Origin of the sequence: Vibrio sp. 661, from assembly GCF_033339315.1 — a bacterium.
GTDB lineage: Bacteria > Pseudomonadota > Gammaproteobacteria > Enterobacterales > Vibrionaceae > Vibrio > Vibrio alginolyticus.
In genome coordinates this window covers 35,387-59,790 of record NZ_JAWOUJ010000018.1, presented here as the reverse complement: position 1 = coordinate 59,790, position 24,404 = coordinate 35,387, and the positions used below count along the sequence as shown (strand labels likewise).

The window sequence follows — 24,404 nt, the reverse complement described above, 5'->3', positions numbered from 1 at the left end:
TCTCTCTTCTAGTTTGACTCTATCCTGCCATGTTCCACATGAAACAATTTACCGTTATCGTCCAACATATCGGCGATTTGGCTTTCAGTGATAGAGCTTACAAATACTTGTGCGCCCGTCTCTTTTAAGCAGTCAGCAAGACGCTTGCGACGTTGGCTATCTAATTCCGACGCGAAGTCATCAATTAGGTAAATGCATTGTTTACCGGCCATCTCTGTCAGGTGTTGCCCTTGCGCTACACGCAATGCACACACCATGAGTTTTAATTGACCGCGTGACAGAACATCTTCAACGGGCGTTCCGTTCACTTTAATGCGCAAATCAGCTTTGTTTGGGCCACTAAAGGTGTATCCCAATGCCTGATCACGCTCAAAATTCTTTTCTAGTATCTCGTGGTATGGAGTGTCTTTATCCCAGCCACGATAATACTTCAATTGGATCTCAAATTCTGGCAAAAATGTCTGACAGATAGTTTCTGCGACAGTTTTCATCTGCTCGATGTAACTTGCTCGCCATTGGCTGATGTTTTCAGCCAATCCTGCCATTTCCTGATCCCAATAACTGAGCTCACGATAACTATTGGCGGTTTTCAACAACGCGTTGCGCTGCTTGTTCAGGCGCTTGAACCTTCCCCATGCTTGATAAAAAGCGGGCTCGGTATGAAACACGCCCCAATCAATAAACGCACGACGATGTTTAGGGCCATCTGTCAGTAAATCAAACCCTTCTGGGTGTATCAACTGCAGAGGCAGAACTTGTGCCAACTGCGCTAATTTTTGTCCAGATTGACCGCCTATTTTAACCTCTGTTGAGCCATCACGCTGCTTATTAATGCCGATAGGTAGCTCAAATTGATCCGAGTTCAAAAAACGACCATGAACAAACAGTTCGTCACACTCATTTTGTATCACTCGTCCGGTGAGAGAGCTCTTGAATGAGCGGCCATGCCCGAGCAGATAAACCGCTTCTAAGACACTGGTTTTACCGCTGCCGTTCGGCCCGATAAGAAAGTTAAAGCCTGCTGATAACTCAATATCACAGGCTTTAATGTTTCGAAACTGCTGAATGATGAGACGAGAAAGAGGCATTCAGTTGGCTTATAGACGAATTGGCATCACCACGTACATGGCACTGTCATCGTCGGCATTTTCAATCAATGCGCTAGCGTTAGCATCCGACATCGACACACGTACATTTTCACAACGCAACGTGTTCAGAACATCAAGCACATAGCTTACGTTAAAGCCGATTTCGATGGCGTCACCTTCAAAGGTTACATCAAGCATCTCTTCCGCTTCTTCTTGCTCTGGGTTATTCGCGGTTATGCGCATTTCAGTATCAGCCAGATTCACACGCACGCCACGGAATTTTTCGTTGGAAAGAATCGCAGCACGAGAGAAGGCTTGGCGCAACTCGTCACAACTTGCTATTAGTGTCTTATTGGTGCTCTGAGGCAATACACGGCGGTAGTCAGGGAAACGACCATCAACCAACTTAGAGGTAAAAGTAAAGTTATTCACCTCAGCACGAACATTGGAGCTACCGATCTGAAGTACTACAGGCTGCTCTGGCGCATCCATCAACTTTACTAATTCTTGCACACCTTTGCGTGGCACGATGATTTGCTTCTGCGCAAAGTCTGCACCTAGCTGAGTTTGCGATACCGCCATACGGTGGCCGTCCGTCGCCACGCTGCGTAACGTGGTGCCGTCAATTTCAAACAACATGCCGTTGAGGTAGTAACGAACGTCTTGATTCGCCATCGAGAACTGAGTTTTGTCGATCAGCGTACGTAGATCGGCTTGGCTCAGTGATACTTCCACTTCGCTTTGCCAGTCTTCAATATTAGGGAAATCGTTCGCAGGAAGCGTTGCCAACGAGAAACGGCTGCGACCAGAGCGAACTTGTACGCGATCACCTTCTAATACAAATGTGATGATCGCATCGTCCGGTAAACCACGGCAGATATCGAGAAACTTACGCGAAGGAACGGTAATGCTGCCCGCTTCAAAATCACCTTCTAGCGTCACTTTGCTTACTAACTCTACTTCAAGATCGGTTGCCGTCATCGACAATACGTTCTCTTCTACTTTAAGAAGTAGGTTACCCAGGATTGGCAGGGTTGGTCGGCCACCTAAAGCGCCCGAAACCTGCTGTAGCGGTTTGATTAAATGACTACGTTCAATGGTAAATTTCATGCTTGGCTCTTTACGCTGTCAGCTCAATAAATGATTTGCTTAGAATACCGTTATTCTAACCGATTACGAAGACAGGGTGCGAATCAAGTTAGAGTAATCTTCTTTAATGTCGTGGCTCTCTTCACGCAGCTGCTCAATCTTGCGACAAGCATGAAGTACGGTCGTATGATCGCGGCCCCCAAACGCATCGCCAATTTCAGGCAAACTGTGGTTGGTTAGCTCTTTTGCTAACGCCATAGCCAGCTGACGAGGACGCGCTACAGAACGAGAACGACGCTTAGACAGCAAGTCCGCTACTTTAATCTTGTAGTATTCCGCCACGGTCTTTTGAATGTTATCGATTGTCACAAGCTTCTCTTGTAGAGCAAGCAGATCGCGCAGCGCTTCACGAACAAAATCAATCGTAATTGGACGGCCAGTAAAGTTCGCGTTCGCGATAACACGGTTCAGTGCACCTTCTAGCTCACGAACGTTCGAACGCAGACGCTTGGCAATGAAGAATGCCACTTCATCAGCAAGGTGGATTTGGTGATCTTCAGCTTTTTTCATCAAGATCGCCACACGTGTTTCAAGCTCAGGCGGCTCGATCGCAACAGTAAGACCCCAACCAAAGCGAGATTTAAGACGATCTTCAACGCCATTAATTTCTTTAGGATAACGGTCAGACGTTAGAATGATCTGCTGATTACCTTCCAATAGTGCGTTGAAGGTATGGAAGAATTCTTCTTGTGAACGTTCTTTATTAGCAAAGAATTGGATGTCATCGATAAGGAGCGCATCCACGCTGCGGTAGTAGCGTTTGAATTCTTCAATCGCATTGTTTTGCAGCGCTTTTACCATGTCTTGCACAAAACGTTCTGAGTGCATGTAGACCACTTTTGCGTTCGGGTTGTTATCCACAATCGCGTTGCCCACCGCATGCAACAAGTGCGTTTTACCCAAGCCCGTGCCGCCGTATAGGAACAGCGGGTTGTATGCTGCACCAGGATTATCCGATACCTGACGCGCCGCAGCCAAACCCAGTTGGTTCGACTTACCTTCAACAAAGTTATCGAACTTGTGTTTTGGGTTCATGTTTGAGCGGTGATTGATAGCCGCAATCGCTTGAGCGTCGTCATCCCAGGTTTTGTGTACTGGCTTACGCGCCTGTAATTGCGCAGGTGCAGATGACTCGGCAGCCACATCTGCAGGCGTACGTGTCGGCGCTGGTTTTGGTGCAGAGACAGGTCGGCTCCCCACTTCAAAACGTAAGTTAGGAATATCGCCACCGCAGTATTCCTGCAGTAAGCGAGTAATATTGTTCAGATACTTATCACGCACCCAGTCCAACACAAAGCGGTTTGGCGCGAATAGAGTGAGAGTATTGTCATTGAGCTCCGCTTGTAGCGGACGAACCCACATGCTGAATTCTGTAGCTGGTAGCTCTTCTTGAAGCTGCTGCAAACATTGCAGCCAAAGCGAAGATGACACGGTGCCCCCACTGAGTAATTGAATTATCGGAAAAGACTGGCAATTTTACCTGTTGATAACCAAGATCGCCAGCGATTGATCGACGATCCAGTGAATAAGATCCAAGTTATTCACAATTATTTCTGCAAACTTGATGAGATCAACACACCTTGCCCCAAATTTGCCCACACAACGATCCACAATTGGGCAAAATTCACAAGATCGAGCGATTGGTGATAAGTCTGTGTATTATTTTATTCCCAATGCTGATTTTGTCGATCATTTCGCTAGGTTCAGTTCGCATTTTCGTCACATTTAACATTCTTCTTCTATTATCTAATAACTCACAGGTCTAGGTTATTGCTCTTGGTTATTTATTTAATTGAGCTAACTAACAGTAGTATTTCCAACCATAAAATTATGGAGATGTATTATGAAAAACTGGATTAAGGTTGCCGTTGCAGCCATTGCACTGTCGGCAGCAACCGTACAAGCCGCTACTGAAGTCAAAGTTGGTATGTCAGGTCGCTACTTCCCGTTTACTTTTGTAAAGCAAGACAAGCTACAAGGCTTTGAAGTCGACATGTGGGATGAAATCGGTAAACGTAACGATTACAAAATCGAATACGTAACAGCCAACTTCTCTGGTTTATTTGGTCTTTTAGAAACTGGTCGTATCGATACGATCTCCAACCAAATCACCATGACTGATGAGCGTAAAGCTAAATACCTATTTGCTGACCCTTACGTTGTAGATGGCGCACAAATTACCGTGCGTAAAGGCAACGACAGCATCAAAGGTGTTGACGATCTTGCGGGCAAAACCGTTGCGGTGAACCTAGGCTCTAACTTTGAGCAACTGCTGCGTCAATACGACAAAGACGGCAAGATCAACATTAAAACGTACGACACAGGTATCGAACATGACGTGGCGCTCGGTCGTGCAGACGCGTTTGTAATGGATCGTCTTTCTGCGTTAGAGCTGATTAAGAAAACTGGCCTTCCTCTGGAATTGGCAGGCGAACCGTTTGAGACCATTCAAAACGCATGGCCTTTCGTTGACAACGAGAAAGGTCGTAAGCTGCAAGAAGAAGTAAACAAAGCACTGGCTGAGATGCGCGCAGATGGTACAGTAGAGAAAATTTCCGTGAAGTGGTTTGGCGCTGACATCACGAAATAAGAACTCTTTGTACTTTAGGCCGCAAAGTGGTATCACTCTCGGACTAAAATAAACTTACGTAAAGGTGGAACTTGTTTTCCACCTTTTCTTTTCTCTAGCCTTTAGGTAAGCCGTATGGGATTTGACTTTAATTACATGTTGGAACTGCTGCCGATATTGCTGAAATATCTTGGCACAACCATGGAAATGGCGACATGGGGATTGGTGTTTTCGCTGATTTTATCCGTCATTTTAGCCAATATTCGCGTATTTAAACTGCCAGTTCTGGATCAATTAAGCCAACTGTACATCAGCTTCTTCCGTGGCACCCCACTGTTGGTTCAGCTTTTCCTGCTTTATTACGGCTTACCGCAAATTTTTCCATTGATGGTCGGTATCGACGCCTTTTCAGCAGCGGTGATCGGTTTAACGCTGCACTTTGCCGCTTATATGGCGGAAAGTATTCGTGCCGCCATTATTGGCATTGATCGCAGCCAAATGGAAGCGAGCTTATCGGTCGGTATGACGACATCCCAAGCAATGCGCCGAGTGATTTTACCTCAAGCAACGCGTGTCGCACTGCCTTCATTGATGAACTATTTCATCGATATGATCAAGTCAACGTCTCTCGCTTTCACGCTTGGTGTGGCCGAAATCATGGCGAAAGCACAGATGGAAGCCTCATCAAGTTTCCGTTTCTTTGAAGCTTTCCTTGCGGTTGCTCTTATTTACTGGGGAGTGGTGGTGATTCTGACTCGCGTACAAATCTGGGCAGAAGCAAAACTGAATAAGGCGTACGTACGATGATTAAGTTAGAAAATATTCACAAACGTTTTGGTGAGACTGAAGTGCTGAAAGGCATCGACCTCGATATTAAGCAAGGTGAGATCATCGTGATTATCGGCTCAAGTGGCACGGGTAAATCAACCTTGCTGCGTACGGTGAACTTTCTAGAACAAGCAGATGAAGGTCGTATCACGATAGATGACATCTCCGTTGATACTCAAAAACACACTAAAGCCGAAGTATTAGCGCTGCGTCGTCGAACTGGCTTTGTGTTCCAAAACTATGCCCTGTTTGCCCACATGAATGCGCGCCAGAACATTGCCGAAGGTCTAGTGACCGTTCGAGGCTGGAAAAAAGCCGATGCTCTCAAACGAGCGCAACAAATTCTGGATGACATCGGCCTTGGGGATAAAGGCGATAGTTATCCAGCGGCATTGTCTGGCGGCCAACAACAACGTGTGGGTATCGGCCGAGCGATGGCGCTGCAACCAGAACTGCTGTTATTTGACGAACCAACTTCTGCGCTGGATCCTGAATGGGTCGGTGAAGTTCTCTCATTAATGAAGAAGTTAGCTAATCAGCATCAAACCATGCTGGTGGTGACGCACGAAATGCAATTCGCGAAAGAAGTCGCTGATAGAGTGATCTTCATGGCGGAAGGCAATATCGTAGAGCAAGGTTCTCCACAGGATATCTTCGATAATCCACAAGATCCTCGTTTGAAAAAATTCCTTAACCAAGTAGGAATAGAGTAACGATCAAGCATCAGGATCGATTGATCCTTGAGATTTTACTCACACTACGTATAATCGCCCGGCCGGAATTTCGTACTCATTGAGTCATTGACACATTATGTGAGTGTGATTACAATTCCGCCTCTTTGTTGAGAGGCGTCGGTTGTCCTTCTCTATATAAAGAGCTTCTTTATATAAGAAAGCAAATACCCACGCCGGGTTTAACAAGAACCTAAAACTACTGATCAGTAAAGGTAATTATCATGAAACGCACTTTTCAACCTACAGTTCTAAAGCGCAAGCGTACTCACGGCTTCCGTGCTCGCATGGCAACTAAGAACGGTCGTAAAGTTATCAACGCACGTCGTGCAAAAGGCCGTGTGCGCCTATCAAAATAATCGCTAGTTTATTTTGAACACGTACGCGTTTAATCGGGAGTTACGTTTGTTAACTCCCGAGCATTATCAAAACGTCTTCCAGCAAGCTCATCGAGCTGGCTCGCCTCATTTCACCATCATTGCTCGCAATAACAAACTTTCTCACCCACGATTAGGTTTAGCGGTTCCCAAAAAGCAAATCAAAACGGCTGTCGGTCGTAACCGATTTAAGCGTTTGGCTCGTGAAAGCTTTCGTAACAATCAACATCAGCTTCCAAACAAAGATTTTGTTGTGATTGCGAAGAAAAGCGCGCAAGATTTAAGCAATGAGGAAATTTTTAAGTTGTTTGATAAGCTATGGCAACGCCTGTCTCGCCCTTCACGTGGATAGCCATTGGGCTCGTTTATCTGTATCGCTGGTTTATCAGCCCTTTGATTGGTCCTCGTTGCCGGTTCACACCAACCTGTTCCACTTACGCGCTAGAAGCTTTGAGAGCTCACGGTTTTGTAAAAGGATGTTGGTTATCAGGCAAACGTCTATTAAAATGCCACCCTTTGAATGAAGGGGGGTATGACCCCGTTCCACCAGTCCAAAAACAAGACAGAGATAACTAACGATGGATTCTCAACGTAATATCCTGCTCATCGGTTTGGCCCTGGTTTCTTTTTTGCTGTTTCAACAATGGCAAGTTGCAAAGAATCCAGAACCTCAAGCAGTTGAACAGGCTCAATCAAGCAGCACTCTACCTGCACCATCTTTTGCTGATGAACTTGACCCAGTTCCTGGTCAACAGCAAGCTTCTGCAAAAACTATCACAGTAACGACTGATGTTTTAACTCTGTCGATCGACACCGTTGGTGGCGATGTGGTACATGCCAACCTTAACGAATACTCTGCTGAGTTAGATTCATCAGATTCCTTTGTTCTGCTTAAAGACGCTCAAGGTCACCAATTTATCGCTCAAAGCGGTCTAGTGGGTCCTCAAGGTATCGACTTGAGCAGCACAAATCGCCCTCACTACAACGTAAGTGCAGACAGCTTCACAATGGCTGACGGTCAAGATGAACTTCGCGTTCCGATGACATTCACTGCAAACGGCATCGAATACACCAAAACTTACATCTTTAAACGCGGCAGCTACGCGCTTAATGTTGAATACGATGTAGTGAACAACTCAGGCAACAACGCAACATTTGGTATGTACGCTCACCTACGTCAAAACCTAATGGACGATGGTGGTAGCATCACAATGCCTACTTACCGTGGTGGCGCATACTCAACAGAAGATACGCGTTACAAGAAGTACAGCTTTGATGATATGCAGGATCGCAACCTGTCTCTTAACCTAGCCGATGGCCAAGGTTGGGCAGCAATGATTCAGCACTACTTTGCCGCAGCTTGGATCCCACGTAACGAACCAGGTACTAACCTATACACTCGTGTAATTGGCAACCTCGGCGACATCGGCGTTCGTATGCCGAACAAAACTATCGCAACAGGCGATCAGGCTAAGTTTGAAGCAACACTTTGGGTTGGTCCAAAACTGCAAGATGAAATGGCAGAAGTGGCACCTAACCTAGACCTAGTAGTGGACTACGGCTGGTTATGGTTCATTGCGAAGCCTCTTCATATGTTGCTTTCATTCATCCAGAGCTTTGTTGGCAACTGGGGTGTGGCAATCATCTGTCTGACCTTCATCGTTCGTGGTGCAATGTACCCACTAACAAAAGCGCAATACACGTCTATGGCGAAAATGCGCATGCTACAGCCTAAGCTGCAAGCAATGCGTGAGCGTATCGGTGATGACCGTCAGCGCATGAGCCAAGAAATGATGGAACTGTACAAGAAAGAGAAAGTGAACCCACTAGGTGGCTGTTTACCTCTTATCCTACAGATGCCTATCTTCATCGCGCTTTACTGGGCACTAATGGAATCGGTTGAGCTACGTCACTCTCCATTCTTCGGTTGGATTCATGACCTTTCAGCGCAGGACCCTTACTACATCCTGCCTCTACTGATGGGTGCGTCAATGTTCCTAATCCAGAAGATGAGCCCGACAACAGTAACGGATCCAATGCAGCAGAAGATCATGACCTTTATGCCGGTTATGTTTACCTTCTTCTTCTTGTTCTTCCCATCAGGTCTCGTTCTGTACTGGTTGGTGTCGAACATCGTAACGCTTATCCAGCAAACTCTGATCTACAAAGGATTAGAGAAAAAAGGCTTACACAGCAAGTAACCTTTTAGGAAATGATTGAGAAAGGCGGCCAAAAGGTCGCCTTTTTGTTTTTGGCTGATTACAATTCAGCTAATTAATTGTGATGGCTCCCTAGGTATCTTCCCTATAGCCCAGCTCAAAAGGCAAAATTATGACTACAGATACGATTGTCGCTCAAGCGACCGCGCCTGGTCGTGGCGGTGTCGGTATTATTCGAGTTTCTGGCCCTAAAGCCAACCAAGTGGCGTTAGAAGTCACTGGCAAAACACTAAAGCCCCGCTACGCAGAGTACCTGCCGTTTAAGTCAGAAGATGGCACTGTGCTTGATCAGGGCATCGCACTGTACTTCCCTAACCCACACTCATTTACCGGTGAAGACGTACTTGAGCTGCAAGGCCATGGCGGCCCTGTCGTGATGGATATGCTGATAAAACGCATTCTAGGTATAGATGGTATTCGAGCTGCTCGCCCTGGTGAGTTCTCTGAACGCGCATTTCTGAACGATAAACTCGACCTCGCTCAAGCCGAGGCGATCGCAGACCTCATTGATGCCAGTTCTGAAGAAGCAGCAAAATCGGCACTGCAATCCTTACAGGGCGCATTTTCAGGCCGCATTAATACCTTAGTTGAGTCGCTGATTCATTTGCGTATCTATGTTGAAGCAGCCATCGACTTCCCTGAAGAAGAGATCGACTTTTTGGCCGACGGTAAAGTGGCTGGTGACCTACAAGCCATCATCGACAACCTAGATGCGGTGCGCAAAGAAGCTAACCAAGGCGCTATTATGCGTGAAGGGATGAAAGTCGTGATTGCGGGTCGTCCAAATGCGGGCAAATCAAGCCTACTGAACGCGCTATCGGGTAAAGAATCTGCAATCGTAACCGACATCGCAGGAACCACGCGTGATGTACTGCGTGAGCATATCCATATTGATGGCATGCCACTACACATCATTGATACAGCAGGTTTGCGTGATGCTTCCGATGAAGTAGAGAAAATCGGTATCGAACGCGCGTGGGATGAAATAGCCCAAGCAGACCGCGTGTTGTTCATGGTGGATGGCACGACAACCGATGCCACCGATCCGAAAGATATCTGGCCAGATTTTGTGGATCGCCTACCAGACAACATTGGCATAACTGTGATCCGTAATAAAGCGGATCAAACGGGTGAAGATATGGGGATCTGCCACGTCAATAACCCTACTCTTATCCGTTTGTCAGCGAAGACTGGTGCAGGGGTTGAAGCTCTGCGCGATCATCTCAAGGAGTGTATGGGCTTCTCTGGCAACAGTGAAGGTGGGTTTATGGCTCGTCGTCGTCATCTCGATGCATTAGAACGTGCCGCACAGCACCTTCAAATAGGCCAGGAGCAGCTTGAAGGCTATATGGCAGGTGAAATATTGGCTGAAGAGCTACGTATCACCCAACAACATCTCAATGAGATTACCGGTGAGTTCAGTTCTGACGACTTACTGGGACGAATCTTCTCTTCATTCTGTATAGGGAAGTAAATAATCGAACGCGCGGTGCTGAGCTTAACTCACACCGCGTTTCTTTTTGTACGGCAAGCCATCCATGAGCTTTAGCCGTCGCATTCAATAAGGAAGAAGTATGATCCACATTATTACAGGCAGCACGTTAGGTGGCGCAGAATACGTAGGGGATCACCTGAGTGATCTACTCAACGAGAATGGATTTGAAACAACGATCCACAACCAGCCTTCCCTCAGTGATATCGAAAATCAAGGTACGTGGTTGGTGATCACCTCTACACATGGAGCTGGTGAGTATCCTGATAATATCCAACCTTTTATCGCAGCATTACAAAATACACCGCCAAAAATGACTGATGTAAAATTTGCGGTGATTGCGATTGGTGACTCTAGCTACGATACGTTCTGTGCCGCTGGTCAACACGCTTATGATTTATTAGAGGATATTGGTGCAACCCCTCTCGCAGATTGCTTTAAAATCGATGTACTGAGCCATGATGTGCCAGAAGACGCCGCAGAGATGTGGTTAAAAGAGAATATCGAACGTTTTTAAACTCACGACTTTCCCTTCAACAGAGTCGAAATTCGGCTCTGTTTTCTCCCATGTGAATAACTCCCACCAAATTATTTTGTTTAACCGCTCAAAAACTAACCAAACAGACTGTGGATAACTACAATAAGATCCAGTGATTTTCCTTTAGTTATCCCAATAACAACTTTGATCAATTTTACCTCCTGTGTATAACTACCACTTTTGATCCCAGGTAATCCTCGATCTGATCCAATCATGATCACAAGATATGATCCAAAGAAGATCCATGATCTTGTTGATCATTTTTAGGTTATCCACAGAAACGGTCGATCCTAATAGTAGATCTAATAAAAGATCATATATATAGATCTTATATATATTTATCTTGAAGCTTAAAACGGATAAAACGAGAAAACGTTTTTCTCTCTGGCATAAAGCAGGTAAAATACGGCTCCTTTATCTGTCCATTAAATCCCTTTGAATACCTGAGGTCAGTTCATGCTTTATCACGAAAACTTTGACGTCATTGTTGTCGGTGGCGGACACGCAGGAACGGAAGCCGCGCTCGCATCTGCACGCACAGGACAAAAAACGCTTCTCCTTACCCATAACATCGATACATTAGGCCAGATGTCTTGTAATCCGGCGATCGGTGGTATTGGTAAAGGTCACTTAGTAAAAGAAGTAGATGCTATGGGCGGTTTGATGGCTGAAGCCATCGACCATGCAGGTATTCAGTTTCGTACACTAAATGCCTCCAAAGGTCCTGCAGTACGAGCAACTCGAGCTCAAGCCGATCGCGCTCTGTACAAAGCGTACGTTCGTAATGCATTAGAAAATGCGCCTAACTTAACGTTGTTCCAGCAATCAGTTGATGATCTGATTGTTGAACAAGATCGCGCAGTTGGTGTGGTAACTCAAATGGGACTTCGCTTCCATGCAAAAGCCGTTGTGCTAACCGTGGGTACCTTCCTTGGTGGTAAGATCCACATAGGTATGGAAAGCTCGTCTGGTGGTCGTGCCGGGGATCCACCATCGATCGCATTAGCGGATCGACTGCGTGAACTGCCGTTCCGTGTGGATCGTTTAAAAACAGGTACTCCACCGCGCATTGATGCTCGTACTGTTGATTTTTCAGTGCTAGAAGCTCAGCACGGTGATAACCCAACGCCTGTATTCTCGTTCATGGGCAAACGTGAACAGCATCCGCGTCAGATTCCATGTTTCATCACCCACACCAATGAACAAACTCACGATGTGATCCGTAGTAACTTGGATCGCAGTCCAATGTACGCAGGTGTGATTGAAGGTATTGGTCCGCGTTACTGTCCGTCTATTGAAGACAAAGTGATGCGTTTCGCTGACAAAAACAGCCACCAAATCTTCATTGAGCCAGAAGGCCTAACCACGCACGAGTTATACCCTAATGGTATCTCGACCAGCTTGCCATTTGATGTGCAAGTACAAATCGTGCGCTCAATGAAAGGGTTTGAAAATGCACACATCGTTCGCCCAGGTTATGCGATTGAATACGATTTCTTCGATCCACGTGATTTGAAGCAAACGTACGAGACGAAGTTCATCCATGGTTTGTTCTTTGCTGGCCAGATTAATGGTACGACTGGCTACGAAGAAGCCGCAGCGCAAGGCTTGATGGCGGGCCTAAACGCAAGCTTGTTTAGTCAAGACAAAGAAGGCTGGAGCCCACGTCGTGACCAAGCTTACATGGGCGTGTTGATTGATGACTTATCGACCATGGGTACCAAAGAGCCGTACCGCATGTTCACTTCTCGTGCGGAATACCGCCTGCTACTTCGTGAAGATAACGCCGATTTACGTTTAACGGAAAAAGCGCGCGAGCTAGGCTTGATTGATGATGTTCGTTGGGCTCGCTTTAACGAGAAAATCAACAATATGGAAACGGAGCGTCAGCGTTTGAAAGCAACGTGGATGAATCCGAAGTCAGAGGGTGTTGATGAGTTGAACAAGCTGCTGAAAACCCCAATGGCCCGTGAAGCGAGTGGTGAGGATCTTCTGCGTCGTCCAGAGATCACTTATTCGCAACTGACGCAACTTGAAGCGTTTGCTCCTGCACTTGAAGATCAGCAAGCGGCTGAGCAAGTTGAAATTCAAGTGAAATACGATGGTTACATCAAGCGTCAGCAGGAAGAGATCGAAAAATCACTGCGTCACGAAAATACCAAGTTACCTGCTGATTTGGATTACCGCGATGTAAAAGGTTTATCAAACGAAGTCGTTGCTAAACTGAGCGAGGCCAAACCAGAGAGCATCGGTATTGCATCACGCATTTCTGGTATTACGCCTGCTGCAATTTCTATTCTACTTGTTCACTTAAAAAAGCATGGTTTGCTGAAGAAAGGTGAGGAAGAATAATGAGCGCATTGCGAACAAAGCTGGATTCACTGATCGCGAAAACCGATTTGGAAGTGTCAGAACAGCAACGAGAGCAGTTAGTTGGTTATGTCGAACTGCTCGACAAATGGAACAAAGCGTACAATTTAACATCGGTACGTGATCCGCTTGATATGTTAGTGAAACATATTCTTGATAGTATCGTTGTAAGCGCACACCTGCCCGGTGAGCGCTTCATTGATGTTGGTACTGGTCCGGGGTTACCGGGCATCCCTTTGGCAATCATGAACCCTGAGAAAACCTTCTTTTTGCTCGACAGTCTTGGCAAACGCATCCGTTTTATCAAGCAAGTTGTGCACACATTAGGGCTGAAAAACGTGACACCAATTCAAAGTCGCGTCGAAGAATTCCAGCCTGAAGAAAAATTTGATGGCGTTTTGAGTCGAGCTTTTGCTTCAATGACAGACATGGTGGAATGGTGCCACCATTTGCCGAAACAAGAGCACGGGGTGTTTCTAGCGCTGAAAGGACAGCACCCTAAAGATGAAATGGATCAGCTTCCTGAATGGTTCAGTGTGACAGAGATCATATCTTTGGCTGTTCCTGAGTTGGAAGGTGATCGTCATCTAGTAATCTTATCGCGCAAGGAAAATTAGCGAGGTAATCGTGGGTAAAATTGTAGCAATCGCCAACCAGAAAGGTGGGGTCGGCAAAACAACAACGTGCATTAACTTAGCGGCTTCGATGGCGGCAACAAAGCGCAAGGTTTTGGTGATCGATCTCGACCCGCAAGGCAATGCTACGATGGCCAGTGGCGTGGATAAGTATATGGTCGACGCCACCGCATACGATCTTTTGGTCGAAGATACACCGTTCGATCAAGTCGTTTGTACCCAAACAACAGGGAAGTATGATTTGATCGCGGCGAACGGAGATGTAACCGCGGCAGAAATCAAATTGATGGAAGTTTTCGCTCGTGAAGTGCGTCTAAAAAATGCATTGTCGTCAGTTCGCGATAACTATGATTTCATCTTTATTGATTGTCCTCCTTCTCTAAACCTTCTTACAATCAATGCGATGGCGGCAGCTGACTCTGTGCTGGTGCCGATGCAATGTGAATACTTTGCGTTAGAAGGTTTAACTGCTCTTATGGATACAATCAGCAAGTTAGCGGCTGTTGTGAATGAAAACCTAAAAATCGAAGGTTTATTGCGTACCATGTACGACCCACGCAACCGCTTATCGAATGAAGTATCCGATCAACTTAAAAAACACTTTGGGAATAAAGTTTACCGTACTGTCATTCCGCGTAATGTTCGTTTGGCTGAAGCGCCAAGCCACGGTAAGCCAGCAATGTACTACGATAAGTACTCCGCAGGTGCCAAAGCGTATCTTGCTCTAGCGGGCGAAATGCTCCGCCGCGAAGAAATCCCAGTTTAACTCTAACCTAAGGAATTCAATCCCATGTCTAAGCGTGGTCTCGGAAAAGGACTGGATGCGTTATTGTCGACCAGTTCGTTTGCTCGTGAAAAACAGCATATTGCATCGCATAGCCAAGAATTATCGGCAGACGGTGAGTTAACCGATTTAGCGATTGGTCAATTGCAACCGGGCGTATACCAACCGCGTAAAGATATGGCGCCTGAAGCGCTAGAAGAACTAGCGGCTTCGATTCAATCACAAGGCATTATTCAACCAATCGTGGTTCGCCAGGTCGAAAATGGTCAGTTTGAGATCATCGCAGGTGAGCGCCGCTGGCGTGCTGCAAGGCAGGCGGGTTTAAAACGCGTGCCGTGTTTGGTGAAAAAAGTTGAAGATCGTGCCGCCATCGCCATGGCGTTGATTGAAAACATTCAGCGTGAAGACTTGAATGTGATTGAGGAAGCCCAAGCGCTTGAACGTCTACAAGATGAATTCACGCTGACACATCAGCAAGTGGCCGATGTGATTGGTAAATCAAGAACGACGGTGAGTAACCTATTACGTCTGAATCAGTTGGAAGTTGATGTAAAAGGTCTGGTTGCAGATAAAAAATTGGAAATGGGTCATGCTCGAGCTCTGTTAGCGTTAGAAGGTGAACAGCAAGTCGAAGTAGCTCAACAAGTGGCTAAGAAGCAAATGACTGTTCGCCAAACCGAACAGTTAGTAAAAAAGTGCTTAGCCCCACAAAATGAGCAAAAAGGGCAACAAGAGGATACCGAAGCCGAGCAAATGTCGCATAAATTGAGTCAGCTGCTTGATGCAAAAGTTTCTCTTACCCGTTCTGCAAACGGAAAAGCGAAATTGACGATAAGTCTTGATGAGCCTCACAAATTGGACCAACTAATTGCCAAGCTTGAGGCCTAGATGAGATAATTGATTTAGGTCAATTAATCTAATTAATCGAATTTTGTGCGAAAGTTGTCGTTTTGTAAACAAAACTGTAAGTTTTTGATGCAATCGAATTGCTTTACGTTGAACTGAACGTATAATTTTCGCCAATTTCCCAGCACAGAGAGTTAAGTGCGAAGTGGATATTACTAGAGGTACGAATACATGGTAGCTGCGTTAGCTAGACCAGGACGAGAGCTCGCAAGGCAATTGTTAATGATCCAGTCTGGCGCGGTTATTTTTGTGGCAGCAGGAATGGCGGTAGCCATAAATCCTGACTGGGGATTTTCAGCGCTGATTGGCGGAGGCATTTTTGTTGTTGCCAATGCAGTATTCGCGCTGTGTGCTTTCATGTTTAGTGGAGCTCGCGCTGCCAAGCGCATCGCTGCTTCCTTCTATACGGGTGAAGTACTGAAAATTCTCATCACGGTTGCACTGTTCTATGTTGCCTACATGTATATGCAGGTGGAACTTGTTCCCCTCAAACTAACCTATTTGCTGGTACTAGGTATTAATATCTGTGCACCAGTGCTATTCATTAACAACAAAAAATAGGATGAGTTATGGCTGCGCCAGGTGAAGCGCTAACATCGTCCGGTTACATTGCCCACCACCTTTCTAACCTATCGCTATACAAGTTGGGTTTAGTAGGGTCGGAGACAAGTTTCTGGAACGTACATATCGATAGCCTGTTTTTTTCTTGGTTTACTGGTTTAATCTTCCTCGGAATTTTTTACAAAGTAGCAAAGAGAACAACAGCGGGTGTACCGGGTAAGCTTCAGTGTGCTGTAGAAATGATCGTTGAATTTGTCGCCGATAACGTCAAAGACACGTTCCATGGACGCAACCCACTGATCGCGCCTTTAGCACTGACTATCTTTTGTTGGGTATTTTTGATGAACGTGATGGACTTAGTTCCTATCGACTTCTTACCATACCCAGCAGAGCATTGGCTAGGTATTCCTTACCTTAAGGTTGTACCGTCTGCTGATGTGAATATCACCATGGCTATGGCTCTAGGCGTTTTTGCATTGATGATTTACTACAGCATCAAAGTAAAAGGTCTAGGTGGATTCGCAAAAGAACTTGCACTACATCCATTCAATCACCCACTGATGATTCCGTTTAACCTACTAATTGAAGTGGTATCGCTATTAGCGAAACCTCTATCACTTGGTATGCGTCTATTCGGTAACATGTTCGCGGGTGAGGTTGTATTCATTCTTTGTGCGGCAATGCTACCATGGTACTTACAATGGATGGGTTCACTACCGTGGGCAATCTTCCATATCTTGGTTATTACGATTCAAGCCTTCGTATTCATGATGTTGACAATTGTTTACCTGTCAATGGCACACGAAGATCCTGATCATTAATTTTTTTAAAGCTTTTTATTTGGGCACTAAGCCAACAACTATAAATTGGAGATAGTAATGGAAACTTTACTGAGCTTTTCTGCAATCGCCGTAGGTATTATCGTCGGTCTTGCTTCTCTTGGTACAGCGATTGGTTTCGCACTGCTAGGTGGTAAATTCCTAGAAGGTGCTGCACGTCAACCAGAAATGGCTCCTATGCTACAAGTTAAGATGTTCATCATCGCGGGTCTACTTGATGCGGTTCCAATGATCGGTATCGTAATCGCGCTACTATTCACTTTCGCAAACCCATTCGTTGGTCAACTAGGTTAATCACCTTTAACTCGGGACGGGCGATTATCGCTTGTCACTGATTAACACTAAGTCCAAATAGAGGGGTAGCTGTTGTGAACATAAACGCAACTCTGCTAGGTCAAGCAATCTCGTTCGCACTATTTGTGTGGTTCTGCATGAAGTATGTATGGCCACCATTGATGCAAGCGATCGAAGAGCGTCAGAAGAAAATTGCTGATGGTCTTCAAGCAGCAGAACGTGCTGCGAAAGACTTGGATCTAGCACAAGCCAACGCTTCTGATCAATTGAAAGAAGCGAAGCGCACTGCAACTGAGATCATCGAACAAGCGAACAAGCGTAAGTCTCAAATTCTTGATGAAGCTCGCGAGGAAGCTCAGGCAGAACGCCAGAAAATCCTAGCGCAAGCAGAAGCAGAACTTGAAGCTGAACGCAATCGTGCACGCGATGAGCTGCGCAAACAAGTTGCTACTCTGGCTGTAGCTGGTGCTGAGAAAATCCTTGAGCGTTCTATCGATAAAGATGCGCAAAAAGATATTCTCGACAACATTACTGCAAAACTTTAAGTCTGGGGGCGCATATGTCTGATTTGACTACTATCGCACGCCCCTATGCTAAAGCAGCCTTCGACTTTGCTTTAGAGAAAGACCAGTTGGACCAATGGGGCCAAATGTTATCTTTTGCTGCTGAAGTGGCCAAAAACGAACAAATGAACGAACTACTAACGGGTTCGGTTTCTGCTGACAAAATGGCAGAAATTTTTGTTGCAGTTTGCGGCGAACAAGTTGATGCGCACGGTCAAAACCTTTTGAAGGTAATGGCTGAGAATGGTCGTTTATCGGCCCTTCCTGATGTTTGTACGGAGTTTTTTACTCTGAAAAAAGAACATGAGAAAGAAATTGATGTTGAAGTAATTTCAGCAACAGAGCTTTCTGATGAACAACTTGCAAACATTGGCAGCAAACTTGAAAAGCGTCTTGAACGCAAAGTGAAGCTGAATTGCAGTGTAGATGAGACCCTACTTGGTGGGGTTATTATTCGAGCCGGAGACCTAGTCATCGATGACTCAGCGCGTGGTCGTTTGAACCGCCTGAGCGATGCATTGCAGTCTTAATGGGGATTGGAGCATGCAACTTAATTCCACGGAAATTAGCGATCTGATCAAACAACGTATCGAATCTTTCGAAGTTGTTAGTGAAGCTCGCAACGAGGGTACTATCGTATCGGTAAGCGATGGTATCATCCGCATCCACGGCCTAGCGGACGTGATGCAAGGTGAAATGATTGAATTACCGGGTGGCCGTTATGCACTGGCACTTAACCTTGAGCGTGACTCGGTTGGTGCGGTTGTAATGGGCCCATATGCTGACCTTAAGGAAGGCATGAAAGTTACAGGTACTGGCCGCATTCTTGAAGTGCCAGTTGGTCCAGAACTACTAGGCCGCGTAGTAAACACGCTGGGTGAGCCTATCGATGGTAAAGGTCCAATCGAAGCGAAAATGACTTCGCCTGTAGAAGTGATCGCACCAGGTGTAATCGACCGTAAATCGGTAGACCAACCTGTGCAAACTGGTTATAAGTCAGTTGACTCAATGATCCCAATCGGTCGTGGTCAGCGTGAGCTTATCATCGGTGACCGTCAGATTGGTAAAACAGCACTGGCGATCGACGCGATCATCAACCAGAAAGACTCTGGTATTTTCTCTATCTACGTAGCAATCGGTCAGAAAGCATCGACTATCGCTAACGTTGTTCGCAAACTAGAAGAGCACGGCGCACTACAAAATACTATCGTTGTAGTTGCATCAGCTTCTGAATCTGCAGCGCTTCAATACCTAGCGCCTTACGCAGGTTGTGCGATGGGTGAATACTTCCGCGATCGCGGTGAAGACGCACTGATTGTTTACGATGATCTATCTAAGCAAGCGGTAGCTTACCGTCAGATCTCTCTACTACTTAAACGTCCACCAGGCCGTGAGGCATTCCCAGGTGACGTATTCTACTTACACTCGCGTCTACTAGAGCGTGCAGCTCGTGTAAACGAAGAGTACGTAGAGCGTTTCACTAACGGTGAAGTGAAAGGTAAGACTGGTTCTTTGACTGCTCTTCCTATCATCGAAACTCAAGCAGGTGACGTTTCAGCATTCGTACCGACTAACGTAATCTCGATTACCGATGGTCAGATCTTCCTACAAACTGAGCTATTCAACGCTGGTGTTCGTCCTGCTGTTGACCCTGGTATCTCAGTATCTCGTGTAGGTGGTTCAGCTCAGACGAAAATCATCAAGAAACTATCAGGTGGTATCCGTACAGCACTAGCTGCATACCGTGAACTAGCGGCATTTGCTCAGTTCTCTTCTGACCTTGATGACGCAACGAAGAAACAGCTAGACCATGGTCAAAAAGTTACAGAACTAATGAAGCAGAAGCAGTACGCTCCAATGTCTGTATTTGACCAAGCTCTAACTATCTTCGCGGCAGAGCGCGGTTACCTTGATGATGTAGAACTTAACAAAGTTCTAGATTTCGAGGCGGCTCTACTATCGTACGCTCGCGGTCAATACGCTGAACTAGCAGCTGAGATCGACAAGTCTGGCGCTTACAACGATGAAATCGAAGCTCAGTTGAAGAAACTGACTGACGACTTCAAAGCAACCCAAACTTGGTAATTAGGTCGGTGGCAGTTTCTGCCACCAACTAACGGAGAGTAACGATGGCCGGCGCAAAAGAGATACGTAATAAAATCGGTAGTGTTAAAAGCACTCAGAAAATTACGAAAGCGATGGAAATGGTAGCAGCTTCAAAAATGCGTCGTTCTCAAGATGCAATGGAAGCTTCTCGTCCATACGCTGAAACAATGCGTAAAGTGATCGGTCATGTGGCTAACGCAAACCTAGAGTACCGTCATCCGTACCTAGAAGAGCGTGAAGCTAAACGTGTTGGTTACATCATCGTTTCGACAGACCGTGGTCTGTGTGGTGGTTTGAACATTAACGTGTTCAAAAAAGCCGTTACAGACATGCAAGCATGGAGAGAGAAAGGTGCTGAGATTGAGCTAGCCGTTGTTGGCTCAAAAGCAACAGCTTTCTTTAAACATGGTGGCGCAAAAGTTGCGGCACAGGTTTCTGGTCTTGGAGATAATCCAAGCCTACAAGACCTAATCGGCTCTGTTGGCGTAATGCTGAAGAAATACGATGAAGGTGAACTGGACCGTCTATATGTAGTATTCAACAAGTTTGTTAATACTATGGTTCAGCAACCAACGATCGATCAATTGCTACCTTTGCCTAAATCGGACAGCGAAGAGATGCAGCGTGAGCATTCATGGGACTACATCTATGAGCCTGAACCAAAACCTCTACTGGATACGCTATTAGTGCGTTACGTAGAGTCTCAGGTATACCAAGGTGTGGTTGAGAACCTTGCTTGTGAGCAAGCGGCTCGAATGATTGCGATGAAGGCTGCAACGGATAACGCAACCAGTTTGATTGACGATTTGGAACTTGTGTACAACAAAGCCCGTCAGGCTGCGATTACACAAGAACTATCAGAAATCGTTGGTGGTGCAGCTGCGGTTTAAGCTTAGGTAAAACGAAATAGTTTAGAGGATTAACGATGGCTACAGGTAAGATCGTACAGATCATCGGTGCGGTAGTCGACGTAGAGTTCCCACAGAGCAATGTACCTAGTGTATATGACGCTCTAAACGTAACGGACTCAAAAGAGCGTCTAGTTCTTGAAGTTCAACAACAGCTAGGCGGTGGCGTAGTTCGTTGTATCGTAATGGGTAGCTCTGATGGTTTACGTCGTGGAGTAGAAGTGGTTAACACTGGCGCTCCAATTTCAGTACCAGTAGGTACTAAAACTCTAGGTCGTATCATGAACGTCCTAGGTGACGCGATTGACGAGCGTGGTGAAGTGGGTGCGGAAGAGGTTTACTCTATCCACCGTAGTGCACCAAGCTACGAAGAGCAATCAAACGAAATTGCACTTCTAGAAACGGGCGTTAAAGTAATCGACCTAATTTGTCCATTCGCTAAGGGTGGTAAAATCGGTCTATTCGGTGGTGCAGGTGTAGGTAAGACCGTTAACATGATGGAACTTATCAACAACATCGCACTACAGCACTCCGGTCTATCAGTATTTGCTGGTGTTGGTGAGCGTACTCGTGAAGGTAACGATTTCTACTACGAGATGCAGGAAGCGGGCGTTGTAAACGTTGAGAAGCCTGAAGAATCAAAAGTAGCGATGGTTTACGGTCAGATGAACGAGCCACCAGGTAACCGTCTACGTGTTGCACTGACTGGTCTAACAATGGCAGAGCGTTTCCGTGACGAAGGTCGTGACGTACTACTGTTCATTGATAACATCTACCGTTACACACTTGCAGGTACAGAGGTATCAGCACTACTAGGTCGTATGCCTTCTGCGGTAGGTTACCAGCCAACTCTTGCAGAAGAGATGGGTGTACTTCAGGAGCGTATCACGTCAACGAAATCAGGTTCTATCACGTCTGTACAGGCGGTATACGTACCAGCGGATGACTTGACTGACCCGTCTCCAGCAACAACGTTCGCGCACTTGGATGCAACGGTTGTACTTAACCGTAACATCGCTGCAATGGGTCTATACCCTGCGATCGACCCGCTAGATTCAACATCTCGTATGCTTGATCCACTAGTCGTTGGTCAAGATCACTACGAAGTTGCTCGTGGTGTTCAGCAGACTCTTCAGCGCTACAAAGAGCTGAAAGATATCATTGCTATCCTAGGTATGGACGAGCTATCTGAAGAAGATAAGCAAGTTGTATCTCGTGCACGTAAGATTGAGCGTTTCCTAACTCAGCCTTACCACGTAGCAGAAGTATTTACAGGTGACCCTGGTATTTACGTACCTCTAAAAGAGACTCTACGTGGCTTTAAAGGTCTACTAGCTGGTGAATACGACGACATTCCTGAGCAGGCATTTATGTACTGCGGTAGCATCGACGATGCTATTGAGAATGCGAAGAAGCTATAAGGCTAACTAGGAGGCGATATGGCAGCAATAACCTTTCACCTAGACGTAGTAAGCGCTGAGAAGAAAATCTTCTCTGGTCGTGTTGAAACGTTTCAGGTGACCGGTAGCGAAGGTGAACTTGGTATTTTCCATGGTCACACACCGCTGCTGACCGCTATCAAGCCTGGTATGGTGCGTATTGTGAAACAGCACGGCCACGAAGAAATTATTTATGTTTCTGGTGGTATGGTAGAGATTCAGCCTGGTACAGCGACTGTACTAGCTGATACAGCTATCCGTGGTGAAGAGCTAGACGCAGCGAAGGCAGAAGAAGCCAAACGCCGCGCTGAGGAGCAAATCCAGAATCAGCATGGTGACATGGACTTCGCACAAGCGGCCAGTGAACTGGCTAAAGCCATTGCTCAGCTACGAGTTATCGAGCTGACAAAAAAGCGTCGCTAAGCTCAATTAGCAACGTTGCATGAAAAAAGGCGGCCAATTGGTCGCCTTTTTGATTAATTTTAGTTGGAAATTTACCTTACTCCATTAACTATTTTAAAAGAGCTGTTTAAAATAACGGCCAATTAACATAAAACGTCAATAGGTTATCAATGAAATTCAGTGCTGTGATTCTTGCAGCGGGTAAAGGTACCCGTATGCATTCGAACATGCCTAAAGTGCTACACACTTTGGCAGGCAAGCCAATGGCAAAACATGTTATCGATACATGTACAGGTCTTGGCGCACAAAACATCCACTTGGTCTTTGGTCACGGTGGTGATCAAATGCAAACCACTCTTGCAGAAGAGCCTGTAAATTGGGTACTGCAAGCGGAGCAGTTAGGGACAGGTCATGCGGTTGATCAAGCGTCTCCGAAGTTTGAAGACGATGAAAAAGTACTGGTGCTTTACGGTGATGTTCCACTGATTTCAGATGAAACGATTGAAAACCTATTAGATGCACAGCCAACTGGCGGTATTGCACTACTAACAGTGATTCTAGATAACCCGACAGGCTATGGTCGTATTATCCGTAAGAATGGTCCTGTTGTGGCGATCGTTGAGCAAAAAGATGCAACAGAAGAACAAAAACAAATTAAAGAGATCAACACTGGCGTGATGGTTGCGACTGGTGGGGATCTTAAGCGTTGGTTGTCTGGCTTAAACAACAACAACGCACAAGGCGAATACTACCTAACTGACGTTATTGCAGCTGCACACGATGAAGGTCGTGCCGTTGAGGCAGTACACCCAGTCAATGCCATTGAGGTGGAAGGGGTCAACGACCGCGCACAGCTTGCTCGTCTAGAGCGTGCTTTCCAGTCAATGCAAGCTCAGAAGCTACTAGAGCAAGGTGTCATGCTACGCGATCCAGCACGCTTTGATTTGCGTGGTGAGTTACAGTGCGGTATGGACTGTGAAATCGACGTGAATGTTATCGTCGAAGGTAAAGTTTCACTGGGTGATAACGTGGTTATCGGTGCGGGTTGTGTACTGAAAGATTGTGAAATCGACGACAACACCATCGTTCGCCCTTACAGTGTGATTGAAGGTGCAACGGTTGGTGAAGAATGTACGGTTGGTCCATTTACTCGCCTTCGTCCTGGTGCTGAAATGCGTAACGATTCCCATGTGGGTAACTTCGTTGAAGTGAAAAATGCGCGCATCGGAGAAGGTTCAAAAGCGAACCACCTAACTTACTTAGGTGATGCAGAGATCGGTCAACGTACTAACATCGGTGCAGGTACTATCACTTGTAACTACGATGGTGCGAACAAGTTTAAAACCATCATCGGTAATGATGTTTTTGTTGGTTCTGATAGCCAGCTGGTGGCGCCTGTCACTATCGCTGATGGCGCAACCATCGGTGCAGGCACGACACTAACAAAAGATGTTGAAGAAGGTGAGTTAGTAATTACTCGCGTCAAAGAGCGCAAAATTACTGGCTGGCAGCGTCCTGTAAAACAGAAATAAGCATTACCTACACTCTGTCTCAATATTGTCAAAGCCGCTCAACAAGAGCGGCTTTGTTGTTTCTAGCTAAGGCT

At 46.1% G+C, this 24,404-nt stretch carries 26 protein-coding genes; 23 read left to right on the top strand and 3 right to left on the bottom strand.

Going from position 1 to position 24,404, the window contains the following annotated elements; genetic code table 11:
• Positions 1-8 precede the first annotated feature (8 nt).
• From recF to dnaA, 3 genes are all read right to left on the bottom strand, one after another.
• Positions 9-1,088: a DNA replication/repair protein RecF gene (recF, locus tag R7P69_RS21185; protein ID WP_005378839.1), complete on the bottom strand. Its 1,080-nt coding sequence runs from the start codon at positions 1,086-1,088 to the stop codon at positions 9-11.
• A 9-nt stretch (positions 1,089-1,097) separates the two neighbouring features.
• Positions 1,098-2,198, bottom strand: coding sequence for a DNA polymerase III subunit beta (gene dnaN, locus R7P69_RS21180; RefSeq protein ID WP_005394106.1), 1,101 nt, complete (start codon positions 2,196-2,198; stop codon positions 1,098-1,100).
• 63 nt (positions 2,199-2,261) lie between these two features.
• On the bottom strand, positions 2,262-3,668 hold the full coding sequence (gene dnaA, locus R7P69_RS21175) for a chromosomal replication initiator protein DnaA (protein ID WP_005378835.1): 1,407 nt from the start codon (positions 3,666-3,668) through the stop codon (positions 2,262-2,264).
• Positions 3,669-4,080: 412 nt separating this feature from the next.
• On the opposite strand from dnaA, the gene R7P69_RS21170 reads away from it, so the two are divergent.
• The 23 genes from R7P69_RS21170 to glmU all read left to right on the top strand — a co-directional run bounded on the left by R7P69_RS21170 (position 4,081) and on the right by glmU (position 24,330).
• Positions 4,081-4,827, top strand: coding sequence for an amino acid ABC transporter substrate-binding protein (locus R7P69_RS21170; RefSeq protein WP_005378831.1), 747 nt, complete (start codon positions 4,081-4,083; stop codon positions 4,825-4,827).
• A 114-nt stretch (positions 4,828-4,941) separates the two neighbouring features.
• Positions 4,942-5,613 (top strand): amino acid ABC transporter permease, encoded by a 672-nt coding sequence (locus R7P69_RS21165; protein WP_005378829.1) that lies wholly within the window; start codon positions 4,942-4,944, stop codon positions 5,611-5,613.
• Positions 5,610-6,347, top strand: coding sequence for an amino acid ABC transporter ATP-binding protein (locus R7P69_RS21160; RefSeq protein WP_005378827.1), 738 nt, complete (start codon positions 5,610-5,612; stop codon positions 6,345-6,347). The genes R7P69_RS21165 and R7P69_RS21160 overlap by 4 nt, the downstream gene beginning before the upstream one ends.
• 242 nt (positions 6,348-6,589) lie before the next feature.
• Positions 6,590-6,724, top strand: a complete 135-nt coding sequence (gene rpmH, locus R7P69_RS21155) for a 50S ribosomal protein L34 (RefSeq protein ID WP_301613575.1) — start codon at positions 6,590-6,592, stop codon at positions 6,722-6,724.
• A 46-nt stretch (positions 6,725-6,770) separates the two neighbouring features.
• Positions 6,771-7,094, top strand: a complete 324-nt coding sequence (gene rnpA, locus R7P69_RS21150) for a ribonuclease P protein component (protein ID WP_005394102.1) — start codon at positions 6,771-6,773, stop codon at positions 7,092-7,094.
• A complete protein-coding gene (gene yidD, locus R7P69_RS21145) occupies positions 7,061-7,318 on the top strand; it encodes a membrane protein insertion efficiency factor YidD (protein ID WP_005378822.1) in 258 nt (85 codons plus the stop codon). The genes rnpA and yidD overlap by 34 nt, the downstream gene beginning before the upstream one ends.
• Positions 7,319-7,320: 2 nt before the next feature.
• Positions 7,321-8,943 carry a membrane protein insertase YidC gene (gene yidC / locus R7P69_RS21140; RefSeq protein ID WP_005383834.1) on the top strand — a complete coding sequence of 541 codons (1,623 nt, stop codon included), beginning with the start codon at positions 7,321-7,323 and terminating at the stop codon, positions 8,941-8,943.
• A gap of 130 nt (positions 8,944-9,073) precedes the next feature.
• The gene (gene mnmE / locus R7P69_RS21135; RefSeq protein WP_005383836.1) at positions 9,074-10,435 is read left to right on the top strand and encodes a tRNA uridine-5-carboxymethylaminomethyl(34) synthesis GTPase MnmE; all 1,362 of its coding nucleotides are present in this window, start codon (positions 9,074-9,076) and stop codon (positions 10,433-10,435) included.
• 100 nt (positions 10,436-10,535) lie between these two features.
• Positions 10,536-10,970 carry an FMN-binding protein MioC gene (gene mioC / locus R7P69_RS21130; RefSeq protein WP_005378900.1) on the top strand — a complete coding sequence of 145 codons (435 nt, stop codon included), beginning with the start codon at positions 10,536-10,538 and terminating at the stop codon, positions 10,968-10,970.
• Positions 10,971-11,447: 477 nt separating this feature from the next.
• A complete protein-coding gene (gene mnmG, locus R7P69_RS21125) occupies positions 11,448-13,343 on the top strand; it encodes a tRNA uridine-5-carboxymethylaminomethyl(34) synthesis enzyme MnmG (protein ID WP_005378901.1) in 1,896 nt (631 codons plus the stop codon).
• Positions 13,343-13,978: a 16S rRNA (guanine(527)-N(7))-methyltransferase RsmG gene (rsmG, locus tag R7P69_RS21120; protein ID WP_086047112.1), complete on the top strand. Its 636-nt coding sequence runs from the start codon at positions 13,343-13,345 to the stop codon at positions 13,976-13,978. The genes mnmG and rsmG overlap by 1 nt, the downstream gene beginning before the upstream one ends.
• 10 nt (positions 13,979-13,988) lie before the next feature.
• On the top strand, positions 13,989-14,762 hold the full coding sequence (locus R7P69_RS21115; RefSeq protein WP_005383838.1) for a ParA family protein: 774 nt from the start codon (positions 13,989-13,991) through the stop codon (positions 14,760-14,762).
• 24 nt (positions 14,763-14,786) lie between these two features.
• Positions 14,787-15,668 carry a ParB/RepB/Spo0J family partition protein gene (locus R7P69_RS21110; RefSeq protein ID WP_005383840.1) on the top strand — a complete coding sequence of 294 codons (882 nt, stop codon included), beginning with the start codon at positions 14,787-14,789 and terminating at the stop codon, positions 15,666-15,668.
• Positions 15,669-15,857: 189 nt separating this feature from the next.
• Positions 15,858-16,247, top strand: coding sequence for a F0F1 ATP synthase subunit I (locus R7P69_RS21105; RefSeq protein ID WP_005378921.1), 390 nt, complete (start codon positions 15,858-15,860; stop codon positions 16,245-16,247).
• An 8-nt stretch (positions 16,248-16,255) separates the two neighbouring features.
• Positions 16,256-17,068, top strand: coding sequence for a F0F1 ATP synthase subunit A (gene atpB / locus R7P69_RS21100; protein WP_005378922.1), 813 nt, complete (start codon positions 16,256-16,258; stop codon positions 17,066-17,068).
• Between the two features lie 57 nt (positions 17,069-17,125).
• Positions 17,126-17,380, top strand: coding sequence for a F0F1 ATP synthase subunit C (gene atpE, locus R7P69_RS21095; RefSeq protein WP_002540812.1), 255 nt, complete (start codon positions 17,126-17,128; stop codon positions 17,378-17,380).
• A 74-nt stretch (positions 17,381-17,454) separates the two neighbouring features.
• A complete protein-coding gene (atpF, locus tag R7P69_RS21090; RefSeq protein ID WP_005378929.1) occupies positions 17,455-17,925 on the top strand; it encodes a F0F1 ATP synthase subunit B in 471 nt (156 codons plus the stop codon).
• A gap of 14 nt (positions 17,926-17,939) precedes the next feature.
• Entirely contained in the window at positions 17,940-18,473 is a 534-nt protein-coding gene (atpH, locus tag R7P69_RS21085; RefSeq protein WP_053350671.1) for a F0F1 ATP synthase subunit delta, read from the top strand.
• Positions 18,474-18,486: 13 nt separating this feature from the next.
• On the top strand, positions 18,487-20,028 hold the full coding sequence (gene atpA / locus R7P69_RS21080) for a F0F1 ATP synthase subunit alpha (RefSeq protein ID WP_005378931.1): 1,542 nt from the start codon (positions 18,487-18,489) through the stop codon (positions 20,026-20,028).
• A gap of 44 nt (positions 20,029-20,072) precedes the next feature.
• A complete protein-coding gene (atpG, locus tag R7P69_RS21075) occupies positions 20,073-20,939 on the top strand; it encodes a F0F1 ATP synthase subunit gamma (protein ID WP_005378932.1) in 867 nt (288 codons plus the stop codon).
• Between the two features lie 35 nt (positions 20,940-20,974).
• The gene (gene atpD / locus R7P69_RS21070; protein WP_005383849.1) at positions 20,975-22,378 is read left to right on the top strand and encodes a F0F1 ATP synthase subunit beta; all 1,404 of its coding nucleotides are present in this window, start codon (positions 20,975-20,977) and stop codon (positions 22,376-22,378) included.
• An 18-nt stretch (positions 22,379-22,396) separates the two neighbouring features.
• Entirely contained in the window at positions 22,397-22,819 is a 423-nt protein-coding gene (locus R7P69_RS21065; protein WP_005378937.1) for a F0F1 ATP synthase subunit epsilon, read from the top strand.
• 149 nt (positions 22,820-22,968) lie between these two features.
• Positions 22,969-24,330 carry a bifunctional UDP-N-acetylglucosamine diphosphorylase/glucosamine-1-phosphate N-acetyltransferase GlmU gene (gene glmU / locus R7P69_RS21060; protein WP_238952163.1) on the top strand — a complete coding sequence of 454 codons (1,362 nt, stop codon included), beginning with the start codon at positions 22,969-22,971 and terminating at the stop codon, positions 24,328-24,330.
• The last annotated feature ends 74 nt before the right edge of the window (positions 24,331-24,404 follow it).